The following is a 19,282-nucleotide window of genomic DNA, read 5'->3' as shown; positions in this document are numbered from 1 at the left end:
GGCCCCTGGACGAAGTGGTGCGGCTTGGGCCAAGGTGAATCAAATGTTGCGCGCCGGCGGCCGGGTGCCTAACGTTCATACAGGAAACGCCCAGAAAAAAAGAAGACGCCGGAACCCATGGAACTCGTCCAGGACAGACCCGCGGCCGACCAGATGGACGTCGCCCGCGTGCAGGAGCGCATCCAGCAGCTCTACGAGGAACTCAGTCCGCAGCTCAAGCAGGCGGCCCGTCATGTGCTCGCCCACCCGGAGGAGGTGGCGCTGACGTCCATGCGCCGCCTGGCGCAGCACGCGGGGGTGAAGCCCTCGACCATGGTGCGGCTGGCCCGGGCGCTGGGCTTCGACGGGTTCGAGGTGATGCGCGAGCCCTATCGCCAGTGGCTGCGCGGCGGCGAAGGGGCCTATGTGGCCCGCGCCCGCAACCTGCAGGCCCGCGGCGAGCAGGGCGCGGTGTCGCTGGTGCGCGAGATGATGGAGGCCGACGCCGCCGCCATCGGCGGCATGGCGGGCGACGACGACCGCGTCTCGGCTCTGCTGGCCTGCCGCAAGACGCTGGTGGACGCGCGCCGGGTCTACGTTCTGGGCCTGCGCAGCATGTTCTCGCTGGCGCACTACTTCCACTATGCCTACGGCATGGCCTACGACAACGGCCGGCTGGTCCACGGCAATGCCGGCACGGTGTTCGACGGCCTGCGCGGCGTCGGGCCCGAGGACGCCCTGATCTGCTTCAGCTTCCGCCCCTATGCGCGCGAGACGGTGCTGGCCGCCGATGTCGCCGCCGATGCCGGCGCCTCCATCATCGCCATCAGCGACAGCGTCGTGTCGCCGATCGCATTGCGGGCGAGGCACGTTCTGGCGGTGGAGAACGCGAGCCCCAGCTTCTTCAACTCGATCGTGCCGGCCATGGGGCTGGTGCAGGCCCTGGTGGCGGCGGTCATCGCCGACGGCGGCGACAAGGCGCTCGACACCATCAGCGAGGCCGAGGAGCAACTCGCGAAATTCAACGCCTATTGGCAGGAACCCCGGCGCAGACGGAAAACCTGATGACCCATGTGTTCCACCGGCAGATCCATGCCGACTATCCCACGGCCGTCGCCGGCGACGGCTGCTATATCGTCGACGCGGACGGCAGGCGCTACCTGGATGCCAGCGGCGGCGCCGCCGTGTCGTGCCTGGGCCACAGCGACCGCCATGTGATCGACGCCGTGGTGGCGCAGCTTCAGACGCTGCCGTTCGCCCACACCGGCTTCTTCACCAACCGCCCGCTCGAACGGCTGGCCGACATGCTGACCACGGCCGCGCCCGGCCCGCTGGACCATGTTTACTTCGTCTCCGGCGGGTCAGAGGCCATTGAGGCGGCGCTGAAGATGGCGCGCCAGTACTTCCTGGAGATCGGCCAGCCGGCGCGCTCGCGCCTCATCGCCCGGCGGCAGAGCTATCACGGCAACACGCTCGGCGCGCTGGCGACCGGCGGCAACCAGTGGCGCCGCGCGCAGTTCGAGCCCATGCTGGTGGACGTCAGCCACATCGCCCCCTGCTACGAGTACCGCGACCGTGCCGAGGGCGAGAGCCTGGAGGATTACGGGCGTCGCGTCGCCGACGAGCTGGAGGCGGAAATCCTGCGCCTCGGCCCGGAAACGGTGGCGGCCTTCGTCGCCGAGCCGGTGGTGGGGGCGACGGCCGGCGCGCTGGCGCCGGTGCCGGGCTACTTCAAGCGCATCCGCGAGATTTGCGACCGCTACGGCGTGCTGCTGATCCTGGACGAGGTGATGTGCGGCATGGGCCGCACCGGCAGCCTGTTCGCCTACGAGCAGGAGGGCATCGTGCCCGACCTGGTCACCGTGGCCAAGGGCCTGGGGGCGGGCTACCAGCCCATCGGCGCGACGCTGGTGCATGACCGGCTGTATGACGCCTTCCGCGACGGCACGGGCTTTTTCCAGCACGGCCACACCTACATGGGTCATCCCGCCGCCTGTGCCGCCGCCGTGGCGGTGCAGGAGCGCCTGACGGAAAGCGGCATGATGCCGGGCGTCGACCTGCGCTCCGACCAGCTGTTCGCGGCGCTGCGCGACCGGTTCGGCGGGCATCCGCACGTCGGCGACATCCGCGGCCGGGGCCTGTTCATCGGCCTGGAGTTCGTCGCCGACCGTGCGACGAAGGCGCCCTTCGACCCTGCCCGGGGCGTGGGTGCGACGCTCAAGAAGGCAGCCATGGCGGAGGGGCTGATGGTCTACCCCATGGGCGGCACCATCGACGGCCGGCGCGGCGACCACTGCCTGATCGCGCCACCGTTCATCATCTCGGAGGCGCAGGTGGCCGAACTGGTGGACAAGCTGGCGGCGGCGCTGGACGCCGTCCTGCCCGAGGCCAAGGCCGCATGAGCGGGATCGCCTTCGACCAGCCCATGGCCGTCTGCGTCGCCCCCAACGGCGCGCGCAAGACCCACGCGGACCATCCGGCCGTCCCCGTCACCCCGCAGGAAGTGGCGGAAGGCGCGGTGCGGTGGCGCGAGGCCGGCGCGGCCATGCTCCACCTGCACGTCCGCGACGCCCAGGCGGGTCATGTGCTGGACGCCGACCTCTATGCCGAGGCGACGGCGGCGGTGCGCGCGGCGGTGGGCGACGACATGGTCATCCAGATCACCACCGAGGCCGTCGGCAAATACACCGCGGCCGAGCAGATGGCCGTGGTTCGCGCGGTCAGGCCCGAAGCCGTTTCGCTGGCGGTGCGCGAGCTGATCCCCGACGCCGATCATGAACAGGACGCCGCGGCCTTTCTGTCGGAGGTGGTGGGCTGGGGTTGCGCGCCTCAGTACATCCTGTATTCCGCCGAGGACGTGGCGCGGCTGCACGACCTGCGGCGGCGCGGCATCATCCCCGGCAACCGGATGAACGTGCTGTTCGTTCTCGGACGGTATTCGCGTAACCAGGATTCCGATCCCCGTGACCTGCTGCCCTTCCTCGAGCGCTGGGACCCGGCCGCCGACGGACCCTTCAGCGTCTGCGCCTTCGGGCGGCGCGAGGGGGCCTGCGTTCTGGCGGCGGGCGCCCTGGCCGGTCATGCGCGCGTGGGGTTCGAGAACAATACCCTGCGCGCCGACGGATCATCCGCCGCCGACAACGCCGACCTGGTGGCCCAGGTGGCGGAGGGCGCACGGCTTCTCGGCCGTCGAGTCGCCTCGGCCGAGGACATCAGAAGGCTCATGGCCCCCCTCTGACCCCGCTCGCGACTCGGGATGGCACTGGCGATATTCGGATTTTTCTGTGGCAGAACCCGATGGGCGCGTTAGGATATTGAAACGTCTATGCGACGACGCGCCTGTTCATGGAACGAATGGTGCGTCGGTCCGTCCTCCCGCCCGGGAGGCGTCGGCTGCTTTTGGGAGGCAGCCCGGCGGCACGGCCCGCGCGTCCTGCGCATCCCGTGCAGGCGGCCGTGTTCATCGGCAGCAACGGCCGGCATCCATTTCGCTGGCGGATAAGCAGACACACATTTAAGGGAGCTTCGACATGAAGAATTTTGGCGCCAAGACCATCGCCGCCGCCGTGGCGCTGGGTGCGGCCGCGCTGGGCATGTCCGGCGGTTCGGCCGTTGCGCAGAATCAGCAGTTCATCACCATCGGCACCGGCGGCGTGACCGGCGTCTACTACCCCACCGGCGGCGCCATCTGCCGTCTGGTCAACAAGGACCGCAAGGACCACGGCATCCGCTGCTCGGTCGAGTCCACGGGCGGTTCCGTCTACAACATCAACACCATTAAGCAGGACGAGCTGGACTTCGGCATCGTGCAGTCCGACGTCCAGGGCCGCGCCTACGAGGGCGGCATGGGCTTCGACGAGGCGTTCAAGGACCTGCGCGCGGTGTTCTCCGTGCACGGCGAGCCGCTGCACATCGTCGCCCGTGACGATTCCGGCATCAAGGACTTCCAGGACCTGCAGGGCAAGCGCTTCAACGTGGGCAACCCGGGCTCCGGCCAGCGCGCCACCATGGAACTGATCATGGAGCACCTGGGCTGGAGCATGGACGACTTCAGCCTGGCCGCGGAGCTGAAGCCCGCCGAGCAGGCCCAGGCCCTGTGCGACAACAAGGTCGACGCCATCGCCTACACCGCCGGCGTCCCCAACGGGTCGGTGAAGGAAGCCACCACCGCCTGCGACGCGCATCTGGTGCCCATGGAAGGCGACTGGGCCGAGGGCTTCATCGAGAAGTACCCCTCCTATGCCTTCACCACCATTCCCGGCGGCGTCTACGAAGGCACCGACAGCGACGTGACCACGCTGGGGCCCAAGGCCACCTTCGTGACCTCCACCGACATGCCGGATGACGTGGTCTACAACGTGGTCAAGGCCGTCTTCGAGAACTTCGAGGACTTCAAGAAGCTGCACCCGGCCTTTGCCGAGCTGGACAAGCAGACCATGGTGAAGGACGCGCTGGCCGCGCCGCTGCACCCGGGCGCCGAGAAGTACTACAAGGAAGCCGGCCTCCTGTAAGGCCGCCGCCTCCAGCCGATCCGACGGGAAGCCGGTGCGCCGGCTTCCCGTTTCGGCTTCTTCTTCTTCCTGACGTCCGGCCGGTCTCCGGCCAGGCGGCGGCGCACGGCAGAGCCCGCCCCCTGACCCGACGCCGGCACTGGTTCCGACGCATTCACACGCATCCAGACAGCGACCCCGGGGGCGCGCCATGGCCGACCGACAGCACAACGACGACTCCGAAAAGAAACCGCACGGCGCCCCGCCGCGCGAGGCCGACATGGGCCGACCGCACGTCGATGCCGCCACCGAGGCCGAAGAGGACTACGGCGATTTCGTCGCGGAAACGGAAACCGGGGCGCGCCAGCCCGTGGGGTTCGCCGGCAAGCTGCTGATCGGCGTGGCGCTGGCGTGGTCGCTGTTCCAGCTCTATTACGCCTCGCCGCTGCCCTACATGATCGGCAGCGTGCTGAACTCCACCGAGGCGCGGTCCATCCACCTGGCCTTCGCCATCTTCCTGGCCTACACGGCGTACCCCGCCTTCAAGCGCAGCCCACGCGGCCACATTCCGCTGCTGGACTGGGTCTTCGCCATTATTGGTGCGATGTGCGCGGGCTATCTCTACGTGTTCTACCGCGATCTGGCGCAGCGGCCGGGGCTGCCCATCACTCAGGACCTGGTGGTGGCCGTGGTCGGCATGATCCTGCTGCTGGAGGCGACCCGCCGCGCCCTGGGCCCGCCGCTTATGATCGTCGCGCTGGTGTTCCTGCTGTACACCTTCGGCGGCCCCTACATGCCCGATGTGATCGCACACCAGGGCGCATCGCTGAACAAGGCCGCGTCGCACTACTGGCTGACCACCGAGGGCGTGTTCGGCGTGGCGCTGGGCGTGTCGACGTCCATGGTGTTCCTGTTCGTGCTGTTCGGATCGTTGCTGGAGCGCGCCGGGGCCGGCAACTGGTTCATCCGCGTGGCGTTCGCGCTGCTCGGCCACTTCAAGGGTGGGCCGGCCAAGGCGGCGGTGGTGAGTTCCGCCATGACCGGCCTGATCTCGGGCTCGTCCATCGCCAACGTGGTCACGACCGGCACCTTCACCATCCCGCTGATGAAGCGCGTCGGCTTTACCTCGGAGAAAGCCGGCGCGGTGGAGGTCGCCTCGTCCACCAACGGCCAGCTCACCCCCCCCATCATGGGGGCGGCGGCCTTCCTGATGGTCGAGTACGTGGGCATCAGCTACATCGAGGTGATGAAGCACGCCATCCTGCCGGCGCTCATTTCCTACATCGCGCTGGTCTACATCGTGCACCTGGAGGCGGAGAAGGCCGGCCTGCGCGGCCTGCCGCGGGCCGAGGTGCGGCCCTGGCAGAGAGCGCTGGGCGGCTTCCTGTTCTCGTTCCTGACGCTGGCGGTGCTGTCGGCAATCGTCTACTTCGGCTTCGGCTGGATGAAGGGCGTGTTCGGCGCCGCGACCATCTGGATTGCGATGGTCTTCCTGTTCGTCGGCTACGTCTACCTGCTGTGGCTGTCGACCCGCGTGCCGGAAATCAGCCATTCCGCCGAGATCAGCGAATGCCCGCCGGTCGGGCCGACGGTGAAGGCGGGCCTGTTCTACCTGCTGCCCGTCGCCGTGCTGATCTGGTGCCTGATGGTCGAGCGCATGTCGCCCGGCTTGGCCGCCTTCTATGCCGCGGTGTTCATGATCTTCATCGCCGCCACCCAGCGCCCGCTGAAGGCCATGATCAAGGGGGCCGGCGACATCGGCTTCGAGACGCGCGAGGGCGGCAAGGAGCTGTTCGAGGGCCTGGTCATGGGCGCGCGCAACATGATCGGCATCGGCGTCGCCACGGCGGCGGCGGGCGTGGTCGTCGGCACCGTGACGCTGACCGGCGTCGGCCTTGTGATGACGGAGTTCGTGGAGTTCATCTCCGGCGGCAACCTGATGCTGATGCTGATCTTCACGGCCATCATCAGCCTGCTGCTCGGCATGGGCCTGCCGACGACGGCCAACTACATCGTCGTCTCCACCCTGATGGCGCCGGTGATCGTGACGCTGGGCGCCGAGGCCGGGCTGGTGGTGCCGCTGATCGCGGTGCACATGTTCGTCTTCTACTTCGGCATCCTGGCAGACGACACGCCGCCGGTGGGCCTGGCGGCCTTCGCGGCGGCGGCGATCGCCAAGTCCGACCCCATCAAGACGGGTATCCAGGGCTTCACCTACGACATGCGCACGGCCATCCTGCCGTTCCTGTTCATCTTCAACACCGACCTGCTGCTGATCGGTGTGACCAGCGTGTGGAAGGCGCTGATGGTGTTCGTGGTGTCGGTGATCGCCATGTTCGCCTTCGCCGCCGCCACCCAGCGCTGGTTTTTCACGCGCAACCGCCTGTGGGAGACGCTGGCGCTGCTGCTGATCGCCTTCACGCTGTTCCGGCCCGGCTACTGGATGGACATGATCTATCCGCCCTATCAGTGGGTGGAGGCCGAGCAGATGGCGCCGCTGGTGGCCGAGGCGCCGCCCGGTGCGAGCATTCCCTTCCGCGTCTCCGGCGTCACCCTGGAAGGCGAGGAGGTGGAGCGCACCGTGGTCCTGCCGCTGGGCGAACCGGGCACCTTCGAGGAGCGCCTGGCCAACGCCGGTATCACCGGCCTGCGGGAGGAGGACGGCCAGATGGTCGTCGACATGCTGGCCTTCGGCGGCCCGGCCGAGCAGGCGGGCGTGGATTTCGACTTCGTGATCGAGGGCGTGCGCGTGCCCAACGACGTACCGCCCAAGGAGTTGATGTATATCCCGGCGCTGCTGCTGCTGGCGGGGCTGGCGGCATGGCAGCGCCGCCGCCGGCCGCACGACCTGGCCGCCGCCCGCGAGGCCTCGCTGACCGCATCACGATCGTAACGGACGGAAACGACGACCCATGTACCAGAACATCCTCGTCGCCATCGACCTGGACGACCCCAGCGACCTCAAGCGCACGCTGGCCACCGCCGTGGAACTGAACCAGGCCACGGGCCAGTGCCTGCACGTCATGACCGTGCTGCCCACCTTCGGCATGAGCATGGTCGGCCAGTTCTTCCCCAAGGGGTATGAGAAGGAGATGGCCGACAAGCTGCTCCACCGCCTGCGCGAGGAGATCAAGCCCTACGTCCCCGACGGCATGCACGTGCAGCACATCGTGGGCGAGGGCAACGTTTACGAAACCGTGCTGCGCATGGCCGAGAAGACCGAGGCCGACCTGATCGTCATCGGCGCCCACCGGCCGGAGCTGAAGGACTACCTGCTGGGTCCCAACGCGGCGCGGGTGGTGCGTCACGCCAACGTGTCGGTGCTGGTCGTGCGCGAGTAGTGACGGCGGTCATTGCCGCCTGACGCATCTGCCTATACAAAGGTCTGGCAGCGGTGTACCGTTGCTTCGCGCCGCACGGGCGTCGTGCGGTTCCTTCAAGCCTTCGTCCAGGGTGTCCCGTTCCCGTCATGGCCGACCAAAAGCTTTCCGCGGAAGACGTCAACCGCCTGCTCGCCGACCCCTCGGGCCTGGCGCGGGCCGAAACGGCCGACAAGCTGTCCCGCCAGTTCGGCGAGCTTGAGCTGACGGAGGCCGAGCGGCAGCTTGCCGTCGACATCTTCCGCATCATGGTGCGCGACGCCGAGGTGCGCGTGCGCGAGGCGCTGGCGACGAACCTGAAGGAAAACCCGCTGGTGCCCAACGACGTGGCGATGTCGCTGGCGCGCGACGTTTCCAGCGTGGCCATGCCGATCCTCGAATTCTCGACGGTCCTGACGAACGAGGACCTGATCGAGATCGTGCGCTCCCAGGACCCCGACAAGCAGAAGGCCGTCGCCCGCCGGAAAGAGGTCGACGCCAAGGTGGCCGACGAACTGGTGGAGCGCGGCGATGCCGACGTGGCCGCCACGCTGGCCGCCAACCAGGGCGCCGACCTGACCGAGAACGCCATGCTGCGCATGGTCGACCGCTTCGGCGACGTGGAAGGCGTGCAGGACCCGCTCGCCCACCGGGCCCGCTTGCCGGTCACGGTGGCGGAGCGGCTGGTGACGCGGGTTTCTGAAACCCTGCGCCAGCACATCCTGGAAAACCACGAACTGCCGGCCGATGTGGCCGCCGACCTGGTGCTGCACAGCCGCGAACGCGCCACCATCAACCTGTCGACCGAAAGCGACGAGGACGAGGTGGAGCGCCTGGTGCGCCAGATGCAGGAGCACGACCGCCTGACGCCGTCGATCATCCTGCGCGCGGTGTGCATGGGCGACATCAAGTTCTTCGAGTACGCGCTGGCCGTGCGCACCGGCATTCCCATCGTCAACGCGCGTGAGCTGATCCACGACAACGGCGACCTGGGCCTCAAGGGCATCTACGGCAAGGCCGGCCTGCCGCAGGCCTTCTATCCGGCCATCCGCGCCGCCGTCGACGTGGCGGCGGAAACCGATTACGACGGCGAGGAAAACGATCGCGAGCGCTATTCCCGCCGCATGATCGAGCGCGTGCTGACCCAGTACGGCGACCTGGGCGTCGACTTCGAGAGCGCCGACCTGGAATACCTGCTGGCCAAGATGAACACCCTGCCGCCGACGCTTCACGCCGAAGGCTGAGCGGCAGTTCTTCTGTCATATCCCAACGGACAAGGCCGGGCCCCGAACAGCCGTTCGGGACCAGTGGCCCGCAGCGACATGCATGTGCTAAGTTCCCCCATCGATTCGTGATCTGGGGGGATGCGCGTGCCGAAGAACAGTCTTGACGTTGTAGAATTCCGCCGTCCATCGCCAATGGACGGCGTGCGCGTCAATTTCTGTCGCTTGCCGGAATGCGTCGACCCCGGCCGGCCTGATCCACACGATGCTCTTTGCGGCGACCGCCTTCGGCTACGCCGCCGCAACGACCGCGGCGCCGGGCGCGCCCGCGCCAGCGAGCGTCCGGCGCGCCGTCCTTTCCGCACCGTTGACGCGCATGTCGTCGTCGCAGGCCGCCCCGAAACCCATTAATTCGACGCCTCCGCCCGCGACCGCGGCCGCACCCTTCGGAGCGGCGTCCGCGCCTCGCGCGACGACGCCCGCGACGCCTGGGCGGGCGCCCTGCGGCGCGCCGGACCCCGCGGGGCCTGACGATCCTCCGTTCCCGCACACCCATCCGCAAACGTCAACGAAGAAGGGATCCTCCCGCCATGAGCATCACCCGCATCCTCGGCGCCCTCACCGGAACCGCTGAACGCCCCCGCTACAGCCGTTTCTGCCGCGAGTACGCGCAGTTCGTCGCCGACTGGTGCGCCGCCGGAAAGGCCGGCTCGTTCTATCTCGTGCAGGAACCCTCCGACCTGACCGTCTACGAGGATCGCAAGGTGATCGAGATCGACGAAAACCAGTACATCACCCCCGGATTCGGCGCGGGTTCCAATTCGTTCGTCATCTTCAGGGGAGCGCACGTCAAATCCGCGAATCACGAGCGCGGATGGGGCGGATGGCGGCATGGCTTCGGCCATCATACTCTGCACTTCGCATATCCCGATCCCTCCGAGATGACGGATCACGAACGGGAATACTTCGAGAGCGAGGTCAAACGCCGGGAGACCGCCCACCTGCCGGTCTACACCGATGTCCTGGCCTGCCTCGAAGAGAACAACATGATCCCCGCCGACCGCGACTATCTCGTGCGGGAGCCCTTCTAGAACGCCGAGCGCGGAGCAGCGGCGAGGGCGGACGCTGGTCCGCTCTCGCAGCCCGTCGACGCTGGGCGGCGATCCAGGGCGCGCCGGACCCGGAGGGGCCTCTATCGGCAAAGGACCGCTGCCCGAACCTGAACGGCGCCCTTTCCGTCCCGACCTTCTTGCACGGCCGCGGCGGGTTCAGCTTTCTTCGCGCGCCTGAGCGATGGCCTGCTGCAGGCGTTCCAGCGGCACGGCGCCGGGCATGAGCATGTCGCCCACCACGAAGGCCGGGGTGCCGCCGATGTCCAGGGCGCGCGCCAGGGCCATGTTGGCGGAAATCTGCTCGTCCACTGCGGGCGCGGCCATGTCGACCTTCAGCTGCTCCAGGTCCAGGCCCACGTCTTCGGCGGCGGCGTCCACGGCTTCGTCCGTCAGCTGGCCCTTCAGCGTCATGAGCGCCTCGTGGAACTCGGCGTACTTGTCCTGCTCGCGGGCGGCCAGGGCGGCGCGCGCGGCGTAGACGCTGGCGGGGCCGAGGATGGGGAATTCCTTCATCACCAGCCGCACGTCGCCGTCGTCTTCAACGGCGTCCATCACGGCCGGGAACACCGCCTTGCAGTAGCCGCACTGGTAGTCGAAGAACTCCACCAGGGTCACATCGCCGTCCGGGTTGCCCAGCACGGGGCTTTCCGGGTCGAAGTTCAACTGCTCGGCATGGACGGCGATGGATTCCTTCTGCGCCTGCTCGGCGGCGGCCTGCTGCTTGCTGCGCAGGCGGTCGATGGCCTCGGCGATGATCTCGGGGTTGTCCAGGATGTACTCGCGCACGAGGCCGCGCACGGCATCTTCCTGGGCGGGAGTCAGGGCCTCGTCGGCCAGGGCGGGAGCCGGCGCGGCGGTGGCGGCAAACGCCGCACCCAGTGCCACGGCGGCGACGGCCAGGGCCTTGCGGGGCTTGGAGAACATCGGGGTCATGCGTCGTCTTCCGTCAGCGGTCAATGTGGGGTGATGATGACGGGACGGCGGCCCCGGAGCAACAGGTGTCGTGTCACGTCTGCGCGAGGCCGCGGCTCAGCCGTCGTTCTTCATTTCCGTCATCATGGTGTCGGCGCGCTGCTTGACGTCCTGCACGCGCAGCCAAACCGGGTCGCCCGTCTTCAGGCCGCGTTCGGCGCGTTCGGCGTGGAATGCCGCCTGGGCCGGGTCGCCGTGAAGCAGCGCACTTTCCGCCATGGCGTAGGACGCCATGGTCATGTCGCCGCGGCGGCCGTGGACGGTTGCCAGCAGGCGCCAGGCGAAGCCCGCCTGGGGTTCCTCCTTCACCGCCTGGGCGAGGTGTTCGCGCGCGGCCTCCAGATGGCTGTCGTCGCCGGTCTCGATCAGGGCGTGGGCCAGCGCGATACGGATGAGCGGCTCGCGCGGGGCCAGTTCCACGGCGCGGCGGTAGCTGGACAGGGAATCCGCGACGCGGCCGTTCTCCAGCAGCATCTGGCCCTTCAGTTCGTGGAAGTACGGATCGTCCGGGTAATCGGCCAGCAGGGCATCGATGACGGGCAGCGCCTCGTCCAGCTTGCCCTGGCGGTACCAGGCGATGGCCCGGGCATAGCGCGCCGGCAGGCTGGTGTCGGTCTCGGGATAGCGCTGGAAGGTCACGCCCGGCGTCTTCAGAAAGCCCACCAGCTTGGCGACCATGCGGGCATGGCGCATGCGGTCGGCGGCGGTGTCGCCGGCCGGCGGCAGGTCGGACGCTTCCACCGCATGCTCCAGCGACGTGATGCGCTCGCGCGTCAGAGGGTGGGTGCGGGCATAGGCGTCCTGCTGGCTGGACAGCAGCATTTCCTGGTCGCCCAGGATGTCGAAGAACTCCACCAGGCCGTCGGCATTCTGGCCGGTGGCGCGCAGGTACTTGATTGCGGCCTGGTCGGCGCTGCTTTCCTGGGTGCGGCTGTAGCTGAACAGGTTGCGCATCGCCGCCTGGCTGCCGCCCAGGATCACCGCCGAGCCCACGTCGCCGCGCCCGGTGCCGGCCGCCGCGGCCATACCCAGCGCCGAGGTGATGAGCGACAGCATGCGGGCGCGCTCCAGTTCGTCCTTCAGGCGCACCGCGTGGCCGCCGGCGATGTGACCGATTTCGTGGGCGATGACGCCGATCACCTGGCCGGGATTCTCGCTGCGCATCAGCAGGCCCGTGTGCAGGTACATCTTGTTGCCCAGGGTGACGAAGGCGTTCAGGCTGTCGTCGTTGACCATGCGGAGCGTCACGGACTCGGGCGCGACGCCCGCGGCGCGCAGAAGTGGCGTCGCCCAATCGCGAATGGTATTTTCGATTTCCGCGTCCCGGATCAGGGACATCCCCTGGGCCCGCGCCGTCTGTGCGGGCCACGTCAGCACCAGCGTGACGGCCGCCGTCAGCGCCATGAGCGCCATGGCGAAACGCCGGAGCGCGCCGGCGCCGGATGAATGGGCGACCGCCCGAGAGAACATGCTATTGACCAAGGACCGACCCTCGATGTTGTCCATCAAAGCTAGTGACAGCCCGACCCGCCGTCAACGCGGGCGCCTCGGCGCGTTCCTGCTCGCCGCCTGTGCCTCCGCCACGCTGGCCGCCTGTGGGGGCGGCGCGGCCGTGGAAAAGGGCACCGTCGGTGCCGTGACGGGCTTTGCCGGCATCGCGGCGGCCGACGAGCCCCACGCCACGCTGGCCGCCCGCGACGTGCTGTCGGCCGGCGGATCGGCGGCGGACGCGGCGGTGGCCGCGGCCTTCACCATGGCGGTGACGCTGCCCAGCTCCATGGGTCTCGGCGGCGGCGGCGTCTGTCTGGTCCACAACCCCGAGACCGAGCGCATCAGCGACCGCAGCAGCGCCGAGGTCCTGGAGTTCCTGCCCGATCTCGCGCCCAGCGACGGCCAGCGGTATCCCGCCGCCGTGCCGGCCCTGCCGCGGGGGCTCTTCGCGCTGCACGCCAAGTACGGCGACCTGCGGTGGGAGACGCTGCTCAACGACGCCGAGCAGAAGGCGCGGCTGGGCTTCCCCGCGTCGCGTGCGCTCGCCAAGCAGTTCGTCGCCGGCGGTGTGGTGCTGCGCAACGACCCGACGGCGGTGCGCACCTTCGCCGACCCCCGGGGCATGTCGCCGGGGGAGGGGACCTCGCTGGTGCAGGAAAACCTGGCGACCACGCTGGCCCGCCTGCGGCTGCGCGGTGTGGGCGACTTCTATCAGGGCATGCTGGCGCGCGAACTGGTGGAGAGCTACCGCCGCGCCGGTTTCGCCCTGACCACCCAGGCCCTGGCGAACTTCCGCCCGCGCTGGGTGGAGCCGGCGACAACCACGCGCGGCAACGAGATCGTCGCCGCGCCGCCCGTCGGGGTGGCGGGCCACGGGGCCCTGCAGGTGTTCCAGGCGGGCGGCGTCGCCGGTGCGGTCGAAGGCGGGCAGCCGGTGCCTGGCGCCGCCGGCCTGCTGACCGTCGACCCGGATGGTCAGGCCGTCGCCTGTGCCTTTACCCTGAACGGTCCCTTCGGTACTGGCCGCATGGCGCCGGGCTTCGGCACGATGATCGCCGCCCCGCCCCCGGCGCCGGAGCAGACGCGGCAACCCCTGGCCGCCCTGCTGGCCTGGAATCCCTACGTCAAGGAGTTCCACTTCGCCGCGGTCGCAGGCGGCACCGGCGCGCAGACCGCCGTCGGCACGGTGGCCGCCCGCACGCTGAAGGAGGACGTGCCACTCGGACAGGCGGTGGAGGGCGTCGTGGCCGGACGCCAGGACATCGCCGGGCAGGTCTCCGCCGCCTGGTGTCCCAAGGGCGCACCGTCCCACGTGGCGCTGTGCCGCGTCGCGACCGACCCGCGCGGCAGCGGCTACGGCATGATCGCCGGCCAGCGCTGACCGTTCTGTTTCCTGACGACCCCTTCCCCCAAGGACCCTCATGGCTCTGAAGATTGCCCGCCGGGGCACCGTCCCGCCCTTCATCGTGATGGACGTCATGCGCGCCGCCGCCGAGCGCGAGGCCACCGGCGCCGACACCCTGCACCTGGAGGTCGGGCAGCCCTCCACCGGCCTGCCGCGCAAGGCCGCCGAGCGCGTGGCCGAACTGCTCGGATCGGGTGCGCCGCTGGGTTATACGGTCGCGCTCGGCCTGCCCGACCTGCGCGACAGGATCGCCGGCCACTACAAGGCCGCCCATGGCGCCGAGGTCGACCCGCGGCGCATCGTCGCCACCATGGGCTCCTCGGCGGGTTTCATCCTGGCGTTCCTGTCGGCGTTCGACGTGGGCGACCGGGTCGGGGTCACGCGGCCGGGCTATCCGGCCTACCGCCACATCCTCAAGGCGCTGGGGATCGAGCCGGTGCCGATTCCCGTCGGCCCCGAGACGCGCTTTCAGCCCACCGCCGAGGTGCTCGAGGCGCTCGACGGGCCGCCGCTGGACGGCCTGATCGTCACCAGTCCGTCAAACCCCACCGGGACGGTCATGCCGCCCGAGGAACTGAAGCGCGTCGTTCAGTGGTGCGACGCCCACAAGGTGCGCCTGATCTCCGACGAGATCTACCACGGCATCACCTTCGGCATGCCGGCCGAGACGGTGGCCGAGATCGCGCCCGACGCCATCGTGGTCAACAGCTTTTCCAAGTACTTCTGCATGACGGGATGGCGCCTGGGCTGGCTGGTGGTGCCCGAGGACATGGTGCGCCCCATCGAGTGCCTGGCGCAGAACCTGTTCATCAGCCCGCCGACCCTGTCGCAGCACGCCGGCATCGCCGTGTTCGACTGCGGCGAGGAACTGGAGGCCAACGTCCGGCGCTACGCCCGCAACCGCGAGGTGCTGCTGGACGGCCTGCCGGGCGCGGGTTTCGATCGCCTGGCGCCGGCGGACGGGGCATTCTATCTGTATGCCGACGTGGCGCACCGCACCAACGACTCCTTGACCTTCTGCAGGCGGATGCTGGCGGAGACGGGGGTCGCGGCCACGCCGGGGGTGGATTTCGACGAGGCAGAGGGCGACCGCTACGTCCGTTTCTCCTTCGCCGGCTCGACGGAGGACATGGAACGGGCCGTGGCCGCCCTCAAGCAGTGGAGGCCCTGAAGCCATGGCGACCATCGCCGTCGTCGGCGCCGGCCTGATCGGCGCGAGCTGGACCGCCCTCCTGACCTGGAAGGGCTATGACGTGGCGGTCTACGATCCGTCTCCCACGGCTTCCGGCCGGCTGGATGCGGTGACCGCCAAGGCGTGGTCGGCCCTGCGCCAGATCGAGGGAGCGCCCGCCACGCCGGGCGCGCGCCGCCTGTGCGCCACCGTCGCCGAGGCGGTGGACGGCGCCGACCTGGTGATCGAGGCGGGACCCGAGGCGCTGGAGGCCAAGCAGGCTCTCATCGCCGAGATCGACGCCGCCTGTGCCGAGGAGGTGCCCATCGCGTCCAGCACCACCGCGCACAAGCCCTCTGACCTTCAGAAGGGCGCCCGCCGGAACCCGGCGCGGGTTATCGTGGCGCATCCCTTCAACCCGCCGCACCTGATCCCGCTGGTGGAGATCGTGCCGTCGCCGGCCACGGCCCCGGACGTGACGGACCGGGTGCGCGCCTTCTTCGACGGCATCGGCAAGACGACGATCCTGGTCAAGCGCGAGGCCACCGGCCACATCGCCAATCGGCTGGCCGCCGCCCTGTATCGCGAGGCCGTGCATCTGGTGGCCGAAGGAATCGCCTCGGTGGAGGACGTGGACAAGGCGGTGACGGCGGGGCCGGGCCTGCGCTGGTCGGTGATGGGGCCGCACATGCTCTATCACCTGGGTGGCGGCGCCGGCGGCTACCGCGGCTATCTCGACCACCTGGGCCCGGCGCAGGAACGTCGCTGGGCGGACCTGGGCGCGCCCTCGCTGACGCCCGAGGTCAAGGACGCCTTGGTGGACGGCGTGAGGGCGGAAGCCGACGGCCGCACCCTGAGCGAACTGGAAAACGAACGCGACGCCGCGCTCATCGCGCTGCTCAAGGCGCGGGGGTGAAGGCCGCCGCCGCCCTGGAATGACGAAAAACGGCCGGGCAATTGCCCGGCCGTTTCGCATCGTGTCCTGCCTCGGGTGTCGTCAGCTGGCGCGGACCTGCATCAGGAACTGCTGCATTTCGTGCGTCAGGCGGTCGGCCTGGTTGGACAGGTCCTGCGAGGCGTCCAGAACGTGGGTGGAGGCGGTGCCCGTCTCGCCGGCGGCCTTGGTGACGCCGGCGATGTGGGTGGAGACTTCCTGCGTGCCCTGGGCGGCCTGCTGGACGTTGCGCGCGATCTCCTGCGTCGCGGCGGTCTGCTCTTCCACCGCCGCGGCGATGGTGGAACCGATGCTGTCGATCTCGCCGATGATGCGCGAGATGCTGCCGATGGCGTCCACCGTGTCCTGGGTGGCGTTCTGGATTTCGGTGATCTGGGCGCTGATCTGGCCCGTGGCGTTGGAGGTCTGGTTGGCAAGGGCCTTGACCTCGTGCGCCACCACCGCGAAGCCCTTGCCGGCATCACCGGCGCGGGCGGCCTCGATGGTGGCGTTGAGCGCCAGCAGGTTGGTCTGCTCGGCGATGTCGGTGATCATGGCGACCACAGTGCCGATCTTGGTGGCGGCTTCGGCCAGGCCGCGCACCATTTCGTCGGTGCGCTGGGCCTCGCGCACGGCGTCGTGAGCGATGTTGGACGACTGGCTGACCTGCCGGCCGATCTCGGCGATGGAGGCATGCAGTTCCTCCGACGCTGCCGCGACGGTCTGGACGTTGCTGGACGCTTCCTCCGAGGCGTTGGCGACGAAGTTCGCCTGACGGCTGGCGTCGTCGGCGGCGCTCGCCATGCCTTCGGCCGTCTGCTTCATCTGCGTCGAGGCCGCCGAGACAGAGGCGACGATGCCGCCCACGGTGTTCTCGAAGTCGTCGGCCAGCCCCTGCATCAGCGAACGGCGCTCCTCCTCGGCTTTGCGGGCCATTTCGGCGCGCTCGGCCTCCATGCGCTGGTTGGCCTCGGCGTGTTCCTTGAAGACTTCCACCGCGTCAGCCATGCGGCCGATCTCGTCGCCGCGGCCGCGGGCGGGCACGTCCACCGACAGGTCGCCGTCGGCCAGGCGCGTCATGGCGCCGGTCATGGCCTGGATGGGACGCGACAGGCCGGTGCCGATCAGCACCGCCAGCACCAGGCCGATCAGCAGTCCGGCACCGCCGATGATGGGCGTGACGGTGGTCGCCAGGTCGGTCATGGCGACGGTCTTGTCCTTGATGCGCAGGGCCTCCTCGCGCACGCCGGCCTGGATGGCGTCGACCGAGGCATCCAGGGCGCGGGCGCGGCTGGACAGCGTGAAGGTCTGGATGGCCTGCAGGCGCTCGGTCGACTCCTGCACGGAGGCGAAGCTTTCTTCGACCGCCTTCTGGGCGTCCATCAGGGTCTGGTAGGTCTCGTTCTCCTTGGCGTTCGGCAGGGCATAGGCGACGAGGCGCAGCGGCGTGACGATGTCGCTGATGTTGCGCGTGACCTCCTCGGCCGTTTGGCTGTCCTTTTCGCCCAGGAAGCGCGCCAGGTTGTAGCGCAGGCTCAGTGCATGCTCGCGCGCCGGACGCAGGTACGAGGCCACCTCTTCCTGGCCATTGATCAGCGCGTCGTCGATCATGATGGAAATGCTTTCGAGCAGCGTGCGCGCGTTGGGAAGCAGCGTGCTCTCGACTTCCTCGGCCCAGGCCAGCCGGACATCGACGAAGGACGTGAAGGCGCTCATGTACTCGTCGAAGGCCTTGCTGCCCATCTCGGCGGTCGACCGCAGACGGTCGTCGTGGGCATCCTCAACCGCCTGGGCCAGCAGGGGCTCCAGTTCTTCGGCATATCCTTTCACGGCATTGGCCGCGGAGGCCGTGCCGTCGACGGCGAAGGCCTGGGCCTCCAGCCGCATGGCCGTGAACTTCTGGCGGATGTCAGAGGCGCGCTGTTCGGCCGCCACCATCTCGGCGAAGTGGTCGACTTCGGCGCCCGTGCGGTCGGCGCTCCACAGGCTGGCGCCGGACACGCCCACAAGAACCACCAGTACGGCGGCGAAGCCCAGCGTGATCTTGGTCCGGATGCCGGCCGTCGGCAGCCGAAGCCGGCGCGTCAGCCCGCGCGCTTTGCTCGTCAGTCCCATCGTACTTCCCTGTCCTCCGGCGGGACGGTGTTTCCGTCCACACTTGAAATTTTTAGTCCGGACCATGCTACGGAAGACGTAGGAAATAGCCAACCGGTGAAATCGGGTACAGTGGGATCAAACCATGGTATAGCGACGCAGGCCGCCGGCCTGTTCTACTTCCGGCTGAGCCACGCCAGCCGCCAACCGCCGCCGCCCAGGTCGGCCCGGCCCAGCACGCGCGTCAGCCAGGGCAGCAGGTCGTGCAGTGTGTCTTCCAGCGTCCACGGCGGGTTGATCAGGACCATGCCGGTGCCGTTGAGGCGGTTGGTGGTCTCGTCCACGGGCATGACCGTCATTTCCGCCACCAGCACGTCGCCCAGGCCTGCCGTCGCCAGTTCGCCGTGGAAGGCCGGCACCACGCCGCCCCCCTTGACGGGATACCAAAGCCCATAAATTCCGGTCGGCCACTTGCGATAGGCCGCCGTCAGGGCGCGGACCATGGCGGAAAACTCGTCGGGCTGCTCGAAAGGCGGGTCCATGAGCACCAGGCCCCGCCGCTCCTTGGGCGGCACGTTGGCCTTCAGAGCGGTGTAGCCGTCCAGTTCCAGCACTTTCGTCTGGCGGTCGCGGGCGAAGACGCTCTTCAGAACGGCGGCGTCCTCCGGGTGCAGTTCCGACGCCATCAGGCGGTCGCCGGGCCGCATGAAGTGGCGGGCGATGCGCGGGCTGCCGGGATAGCGCGCCATGCCGCCGTCGGGGTCCAGGGCGCGAACGGCGCCGAGGTAGGGGCGCAGGGCCTCCGGCGGGTCGGGCTCGGCCAGGATGCGGCCGATGCCGTCGCGCCATTCGCCGGTGCGCTGCGCCTCGTCGGCCGACAGGTCGTACGCGCCCAGTCCGGCGTGGGTGTCGAGCACGAAGAACGGCTTGTCCTTGCGCGTCAGGTAGTCCACCACCAGCGCCAGCAGCGCATGCTTGAAGACATCGGCGAAATTGCCCGCGTGGTAGATATGCCTGTAGTTCATGGCTGCCCTGTGATCCGTGCATCATGC

Annotated in this window: 15 protein-coding genes; 11 read left to right on the top strand and 4 right to left on the bottom strand. The window is 69.0% G+C overall.

The features are described from left to right. The first annotated feature begins 117 nt into the window (after nt 1–117). The 8 genes from C882_RS13365 to C882_RS13330 all read left to right on the top strand — a co-directional run bounded on the left by C882_RS13365 (nt 118) and on the right by C882_RS13330 (nt 10,142). On the top strand, nt 118–1,044 hold the full coding sequence (locus C882_RS13365; RefSeq protein ID WP_009541152.1) for a MurR/RpiR family transcriptional regulator: 927 nt from the start codon (nt 118–120) through the stop codon (nt 1,042–1,044). Then, a complete protein-coding gene (locus C882_RS13360) occupies nt 1,044–2,381 on the top strand; it encodes an aspartate aminotransferase family protein (protein ID WP_009541151.1) in 1,338 nt (445 codons plus the stop codon). The genes C882_RS13365 and C882_RS13360 overlap by 1 nt, the downstream gene beginning before the upstream one ends. Next, nucleotides 2,378–3,217 (top strand): BKACE family enzyme, encoded by an 840-nt coding sequence (locus C882_RS13355; protein ID WP_009541150.1) that lies wholly within the window; start codon nt 2,378–2,380, stop codon nt 3,215–3,217. The genes C882_RS13360 and C882_RS13355 overlap by 4 nt, the downstream gene beginning before the upstream one ends. Nucleotides 3,218–3,509: 292 nt before the next feature. After that, a complete protein-coding gene (locus tag C882_RS13350; RefSeq protein WP_009541149.1) occupies nt 3,510–4,490 on the top strand; it encodes a TAXI family TRAP transporter solute-binding subunit in 981 nt (326 codons plus the stop codon). A 190-nt stretch (nt 4,491–4,680) separates the two neighbouring features. Then, entirely contained in the window at nt 4,681–7,362 is a 2,682-nt protein-coding gene (locus tag C882_RS13345; protein ID WP_009541148.1) for a TRAP transporter permease, read from the top strand. Nucleotides 7,363–7,381: 19 nt separating this feature from the next. Then, entirely contained in the window at nt 7,382–7,810 is a 429-nt protein-coding gene (locus C882_RS13340) for a universal stress protein (RefSeq protein WP_009541147.1), read from the top strand. A gap of 128 nt (nt 7,811–7,938) precedes the next feature. Then, complete coding sequence (locus C882_RS13335) at nt 7,939–9,072, top strand: DUF2336 domain-containing protein (protein ID WP_009541146.1); 1,134 nt, start codon at nt 7,939–7,941, stop codon at nt 9,070–9,072. 569 nt (nt 9,073–9,641) lie between these two features. Then, nucleotides 9,642–10,142: a hypothetical protein gene (locus C882_RS13330; protein ID WP_009541145.1), complete on the top strand. Its 501-nt coding sequence runs from the start codon at nt 9,642–9,644 to the stop codon at nt 10,140–10,142. Between the two features lie 177 nt (nt 10,143–10,319). On the opposite strand, the gene C882_RS13325 is transcribed toward C882_RS13330, so the two are convergent. Both C882_RS13325 and C882_RS13320 read right to left on the bottom strand, forming a co-directional pair. Beyond that, nucleotides 10,320–11,096 carry a DsbA family protein gene (locus C882_RS13325; RefSeq protein WP_009541144.1) on the bottom strand — a complete coding sequence of 259 codons (777 nt, stop codon included), beginning with the start codon at nt 11,094–11,096 and terminating at the stop codon, nt 10,320–10,322. A gap of 96 nt (nt 11,097–11,192) precedes the next feature. Continuing rightward, nucleotides 11,193–12,605, bottom strand: coding sequence for a M48 family metalloprotease (locus C882_RS13320; RefSeq protein WP_236262687.1), 1,413 nt, complete (start codon nt 12,603–12,605; stop codon nt 11,193–11,195). A gap of 25 nt (nt 12,606–12,630) precedes the next feature. Between C882_RS13320 and C882_RS13315 the strand changes: the two genes are divergently transcribed. From C882_RS13315 to C882_RS13305, 3 genes are read left to right on the top strand one after another with little or no spacing between them, the layout of a single operon-like run. Next, nucleotides 12,631–14,007 carry a gamma-glutamyltransferase gene (locus C882_RS13315; protein ID WP_152415335.1) on the top strand — a complete coding sequence of 459 codons (1,377 nt, stop codon included), beginning with the start codon at nt 12,631–12,633 and terminating at the stop codon, nt 14,005–14,007. Between the two features lie 40 nt (nt 14,008–14,047). After that, entirely contained in the window at nt 14,048–15,202 is a 1,155-nt protein-coding gene (locus C882_RS13310) for a pyridoxal phosphate-dependent aminotransferase (protein ID WP_009541141.1), read from the top strand. A gap of 4 nt (nt 15,203–15,206) precedes the next feature. Next, nucleotides 15,207–16,118 (top strand): 3-hydroxyacyl-CoA dehydrogenase NAD-binding domain-containing protein, encoded by a 912-nt coding sequence (locus tag C882_RS13305; RefSeq protein WP_009541140.1) that lies wholly within the window; start codon nt 15,207–15,209, stop codon nt 16,116–16,118. A gap of 81 nt (nt 16,119–16,199) precedes the next feature. Here the strand turns inward: C882_RS13305 and C882_RS13300 are convergent, their stop codons facing one another. Both C882_RS13300 and C882_RS13295 read right to left on the bottom strand, forming a co-directional pair. Next, nucleotides 16,200–18,251, bottom strand: a complete 2,052-nt coding sequence (locus tag C882_RS13300) for a methyl-accepting chemotaxis protein (RefSeq protein WP_009541139.1) — start codon at nt 18,249–18,251, stop codon at nt 16,200–16,202. A 155-nt stretch (nt 18,252–18,406) separates the two neighbouring features. Further along, entirely contained in the window at nt 18,407–19,255 is an 849-nt protein-coding gene (locus C882_RS13295) for a 23S rRNA (adenine(2030)-N(6))-methyltransferase RlmJ (protein WP_009541138.1), read from the bottom strand. Nucleotides 19,256–19,282: the final 27 nt, after the last annotated feature.

Origin of the sequence: Caenispirillum salinarum AK4, from assembly GCF_000315795.1 — a bacterium.
Classification (GTDB): Bacteria; Pseudomonadota; Alphaproteobacteria; order Rhodospirillales; family Rhodospirillaceae; genus Caenispirillum; species Caenispirillum salinarum.
This window is presented reverse-complemented; position numbering and strand designations above follow the sequence as displayed.

What these genes read in the sequence shown, in the direction of transcription:
- C882_RS13365 (WP_009541152.1), top strand. Translation starts at nt 118, where the DNA reads ATGGAACTCGTCCAGGACAGACCCGCGGCCGACCAGATGGACGTCGCC.
- C882_RS13360 (WP_009541151.1), top strand. Translation starts at nt 1,044, where the DNA reads ATGACCCATGTGTTCCACCGGCAGATCCATGCCGACTATCCCACGGCC.
- C882_RS13355 (WP_009541150.1), top strand. Translation starts at nt 2,378, where the DNA reads ATGAGCGGGATCGCCTTCGACCAGCCCATGGCCGTCTGCGTCGCCCCC.
- C882_RS13350 (WP_009541149.1), top strand. Translation starts at nt 3,510, where the DNA reads ATGAAGAATTTTGGCGCCAAGACCATCGCCGCCGCCGTGGCGCTGGGT.
- C882_RS13345 (WP_009541148.1), top strand. Translation starts at nt 4,681, where the DNA reads ATGGCCGACCGACAGCACAACGACGACTCCGAAAAGAAACCGCACGGC.
- C882_RS13340 (WP_009541147.1), top strand. Translation starts at nt 7,382, where the DNA reads ATGTACCAGAACATCCTCGTCGCCATCGACCTGGACGACCCCAGCGAC.
- C882_RS13335 (WP_009541146.1), top strand. Translation starts at nt 7,939, where the DNA reads ATGGCCGACCAAAAGCTTTCCGCGGAAGACGTCAACCGCCTGCTCGCC.
- C882_RS13330 (WP_009541145.1), top strand. Translation starts at nt 9,642, where the DNA reads ATGAGCATCACCCGCATCCTCGGCGCCCTCACCGGAACCGCTGAACGC.
- C882_RS13325 (WP_009541144.1), bottom strand. Translation starts at nt 11,096, where the DNA reads ATGACCCCGATGTTCTCCAAGCCCCGCAAGGCCCTGGCCGTCGCCGCC.
- C882_RS13320 (WP_236262687.1), bottom strand. Translation starts at nt 12,605, where the DNA reads ATGTTCTCTCGGGCGGTCGCCCATTCATCCGGCGCCGGCGCGCTCCGG.
- C882_RS13315 (WP_152415335.1), top strand. Translation starts at nt 12,631, where the DNA reads ATGTTGTCCATCAAAGCTAGTGACAGCCCGACCCGCCGTCAACGCGGG.
- C882_RS13310 (WP_009541141.1), top strand. Translation starts at nt 14,048, where the DNA reads ATGGCTCTGAAGATTGCCCGCCGGGGCACCGTCCCGCCCTTCATCGTG.
- C882_RS13305 (WP_009541140.1), top strand. Translation starts at nt 15,207, where the DNA reads ATGGCGACCATCGCCGTCGTCGGCGCCGGCCTGATCGGCGCGAGCTGG.
- C882_RS13300 (WP_009541139.1), bottom strand. Translation starts at nt 18,251, where the DNA reads ATGGGACTGACGAGCAAAGCGCGCGGGCTGACGCGCCGGCTTCGGCTG.
- C882_RS13295 (WP_009541138.1), bottom strand. Translation starts at nt 19,255, where the DNA reads ATGAACTACAGGCATATCTACCACGCGGGCAATTTCGCCGATGTCTTC.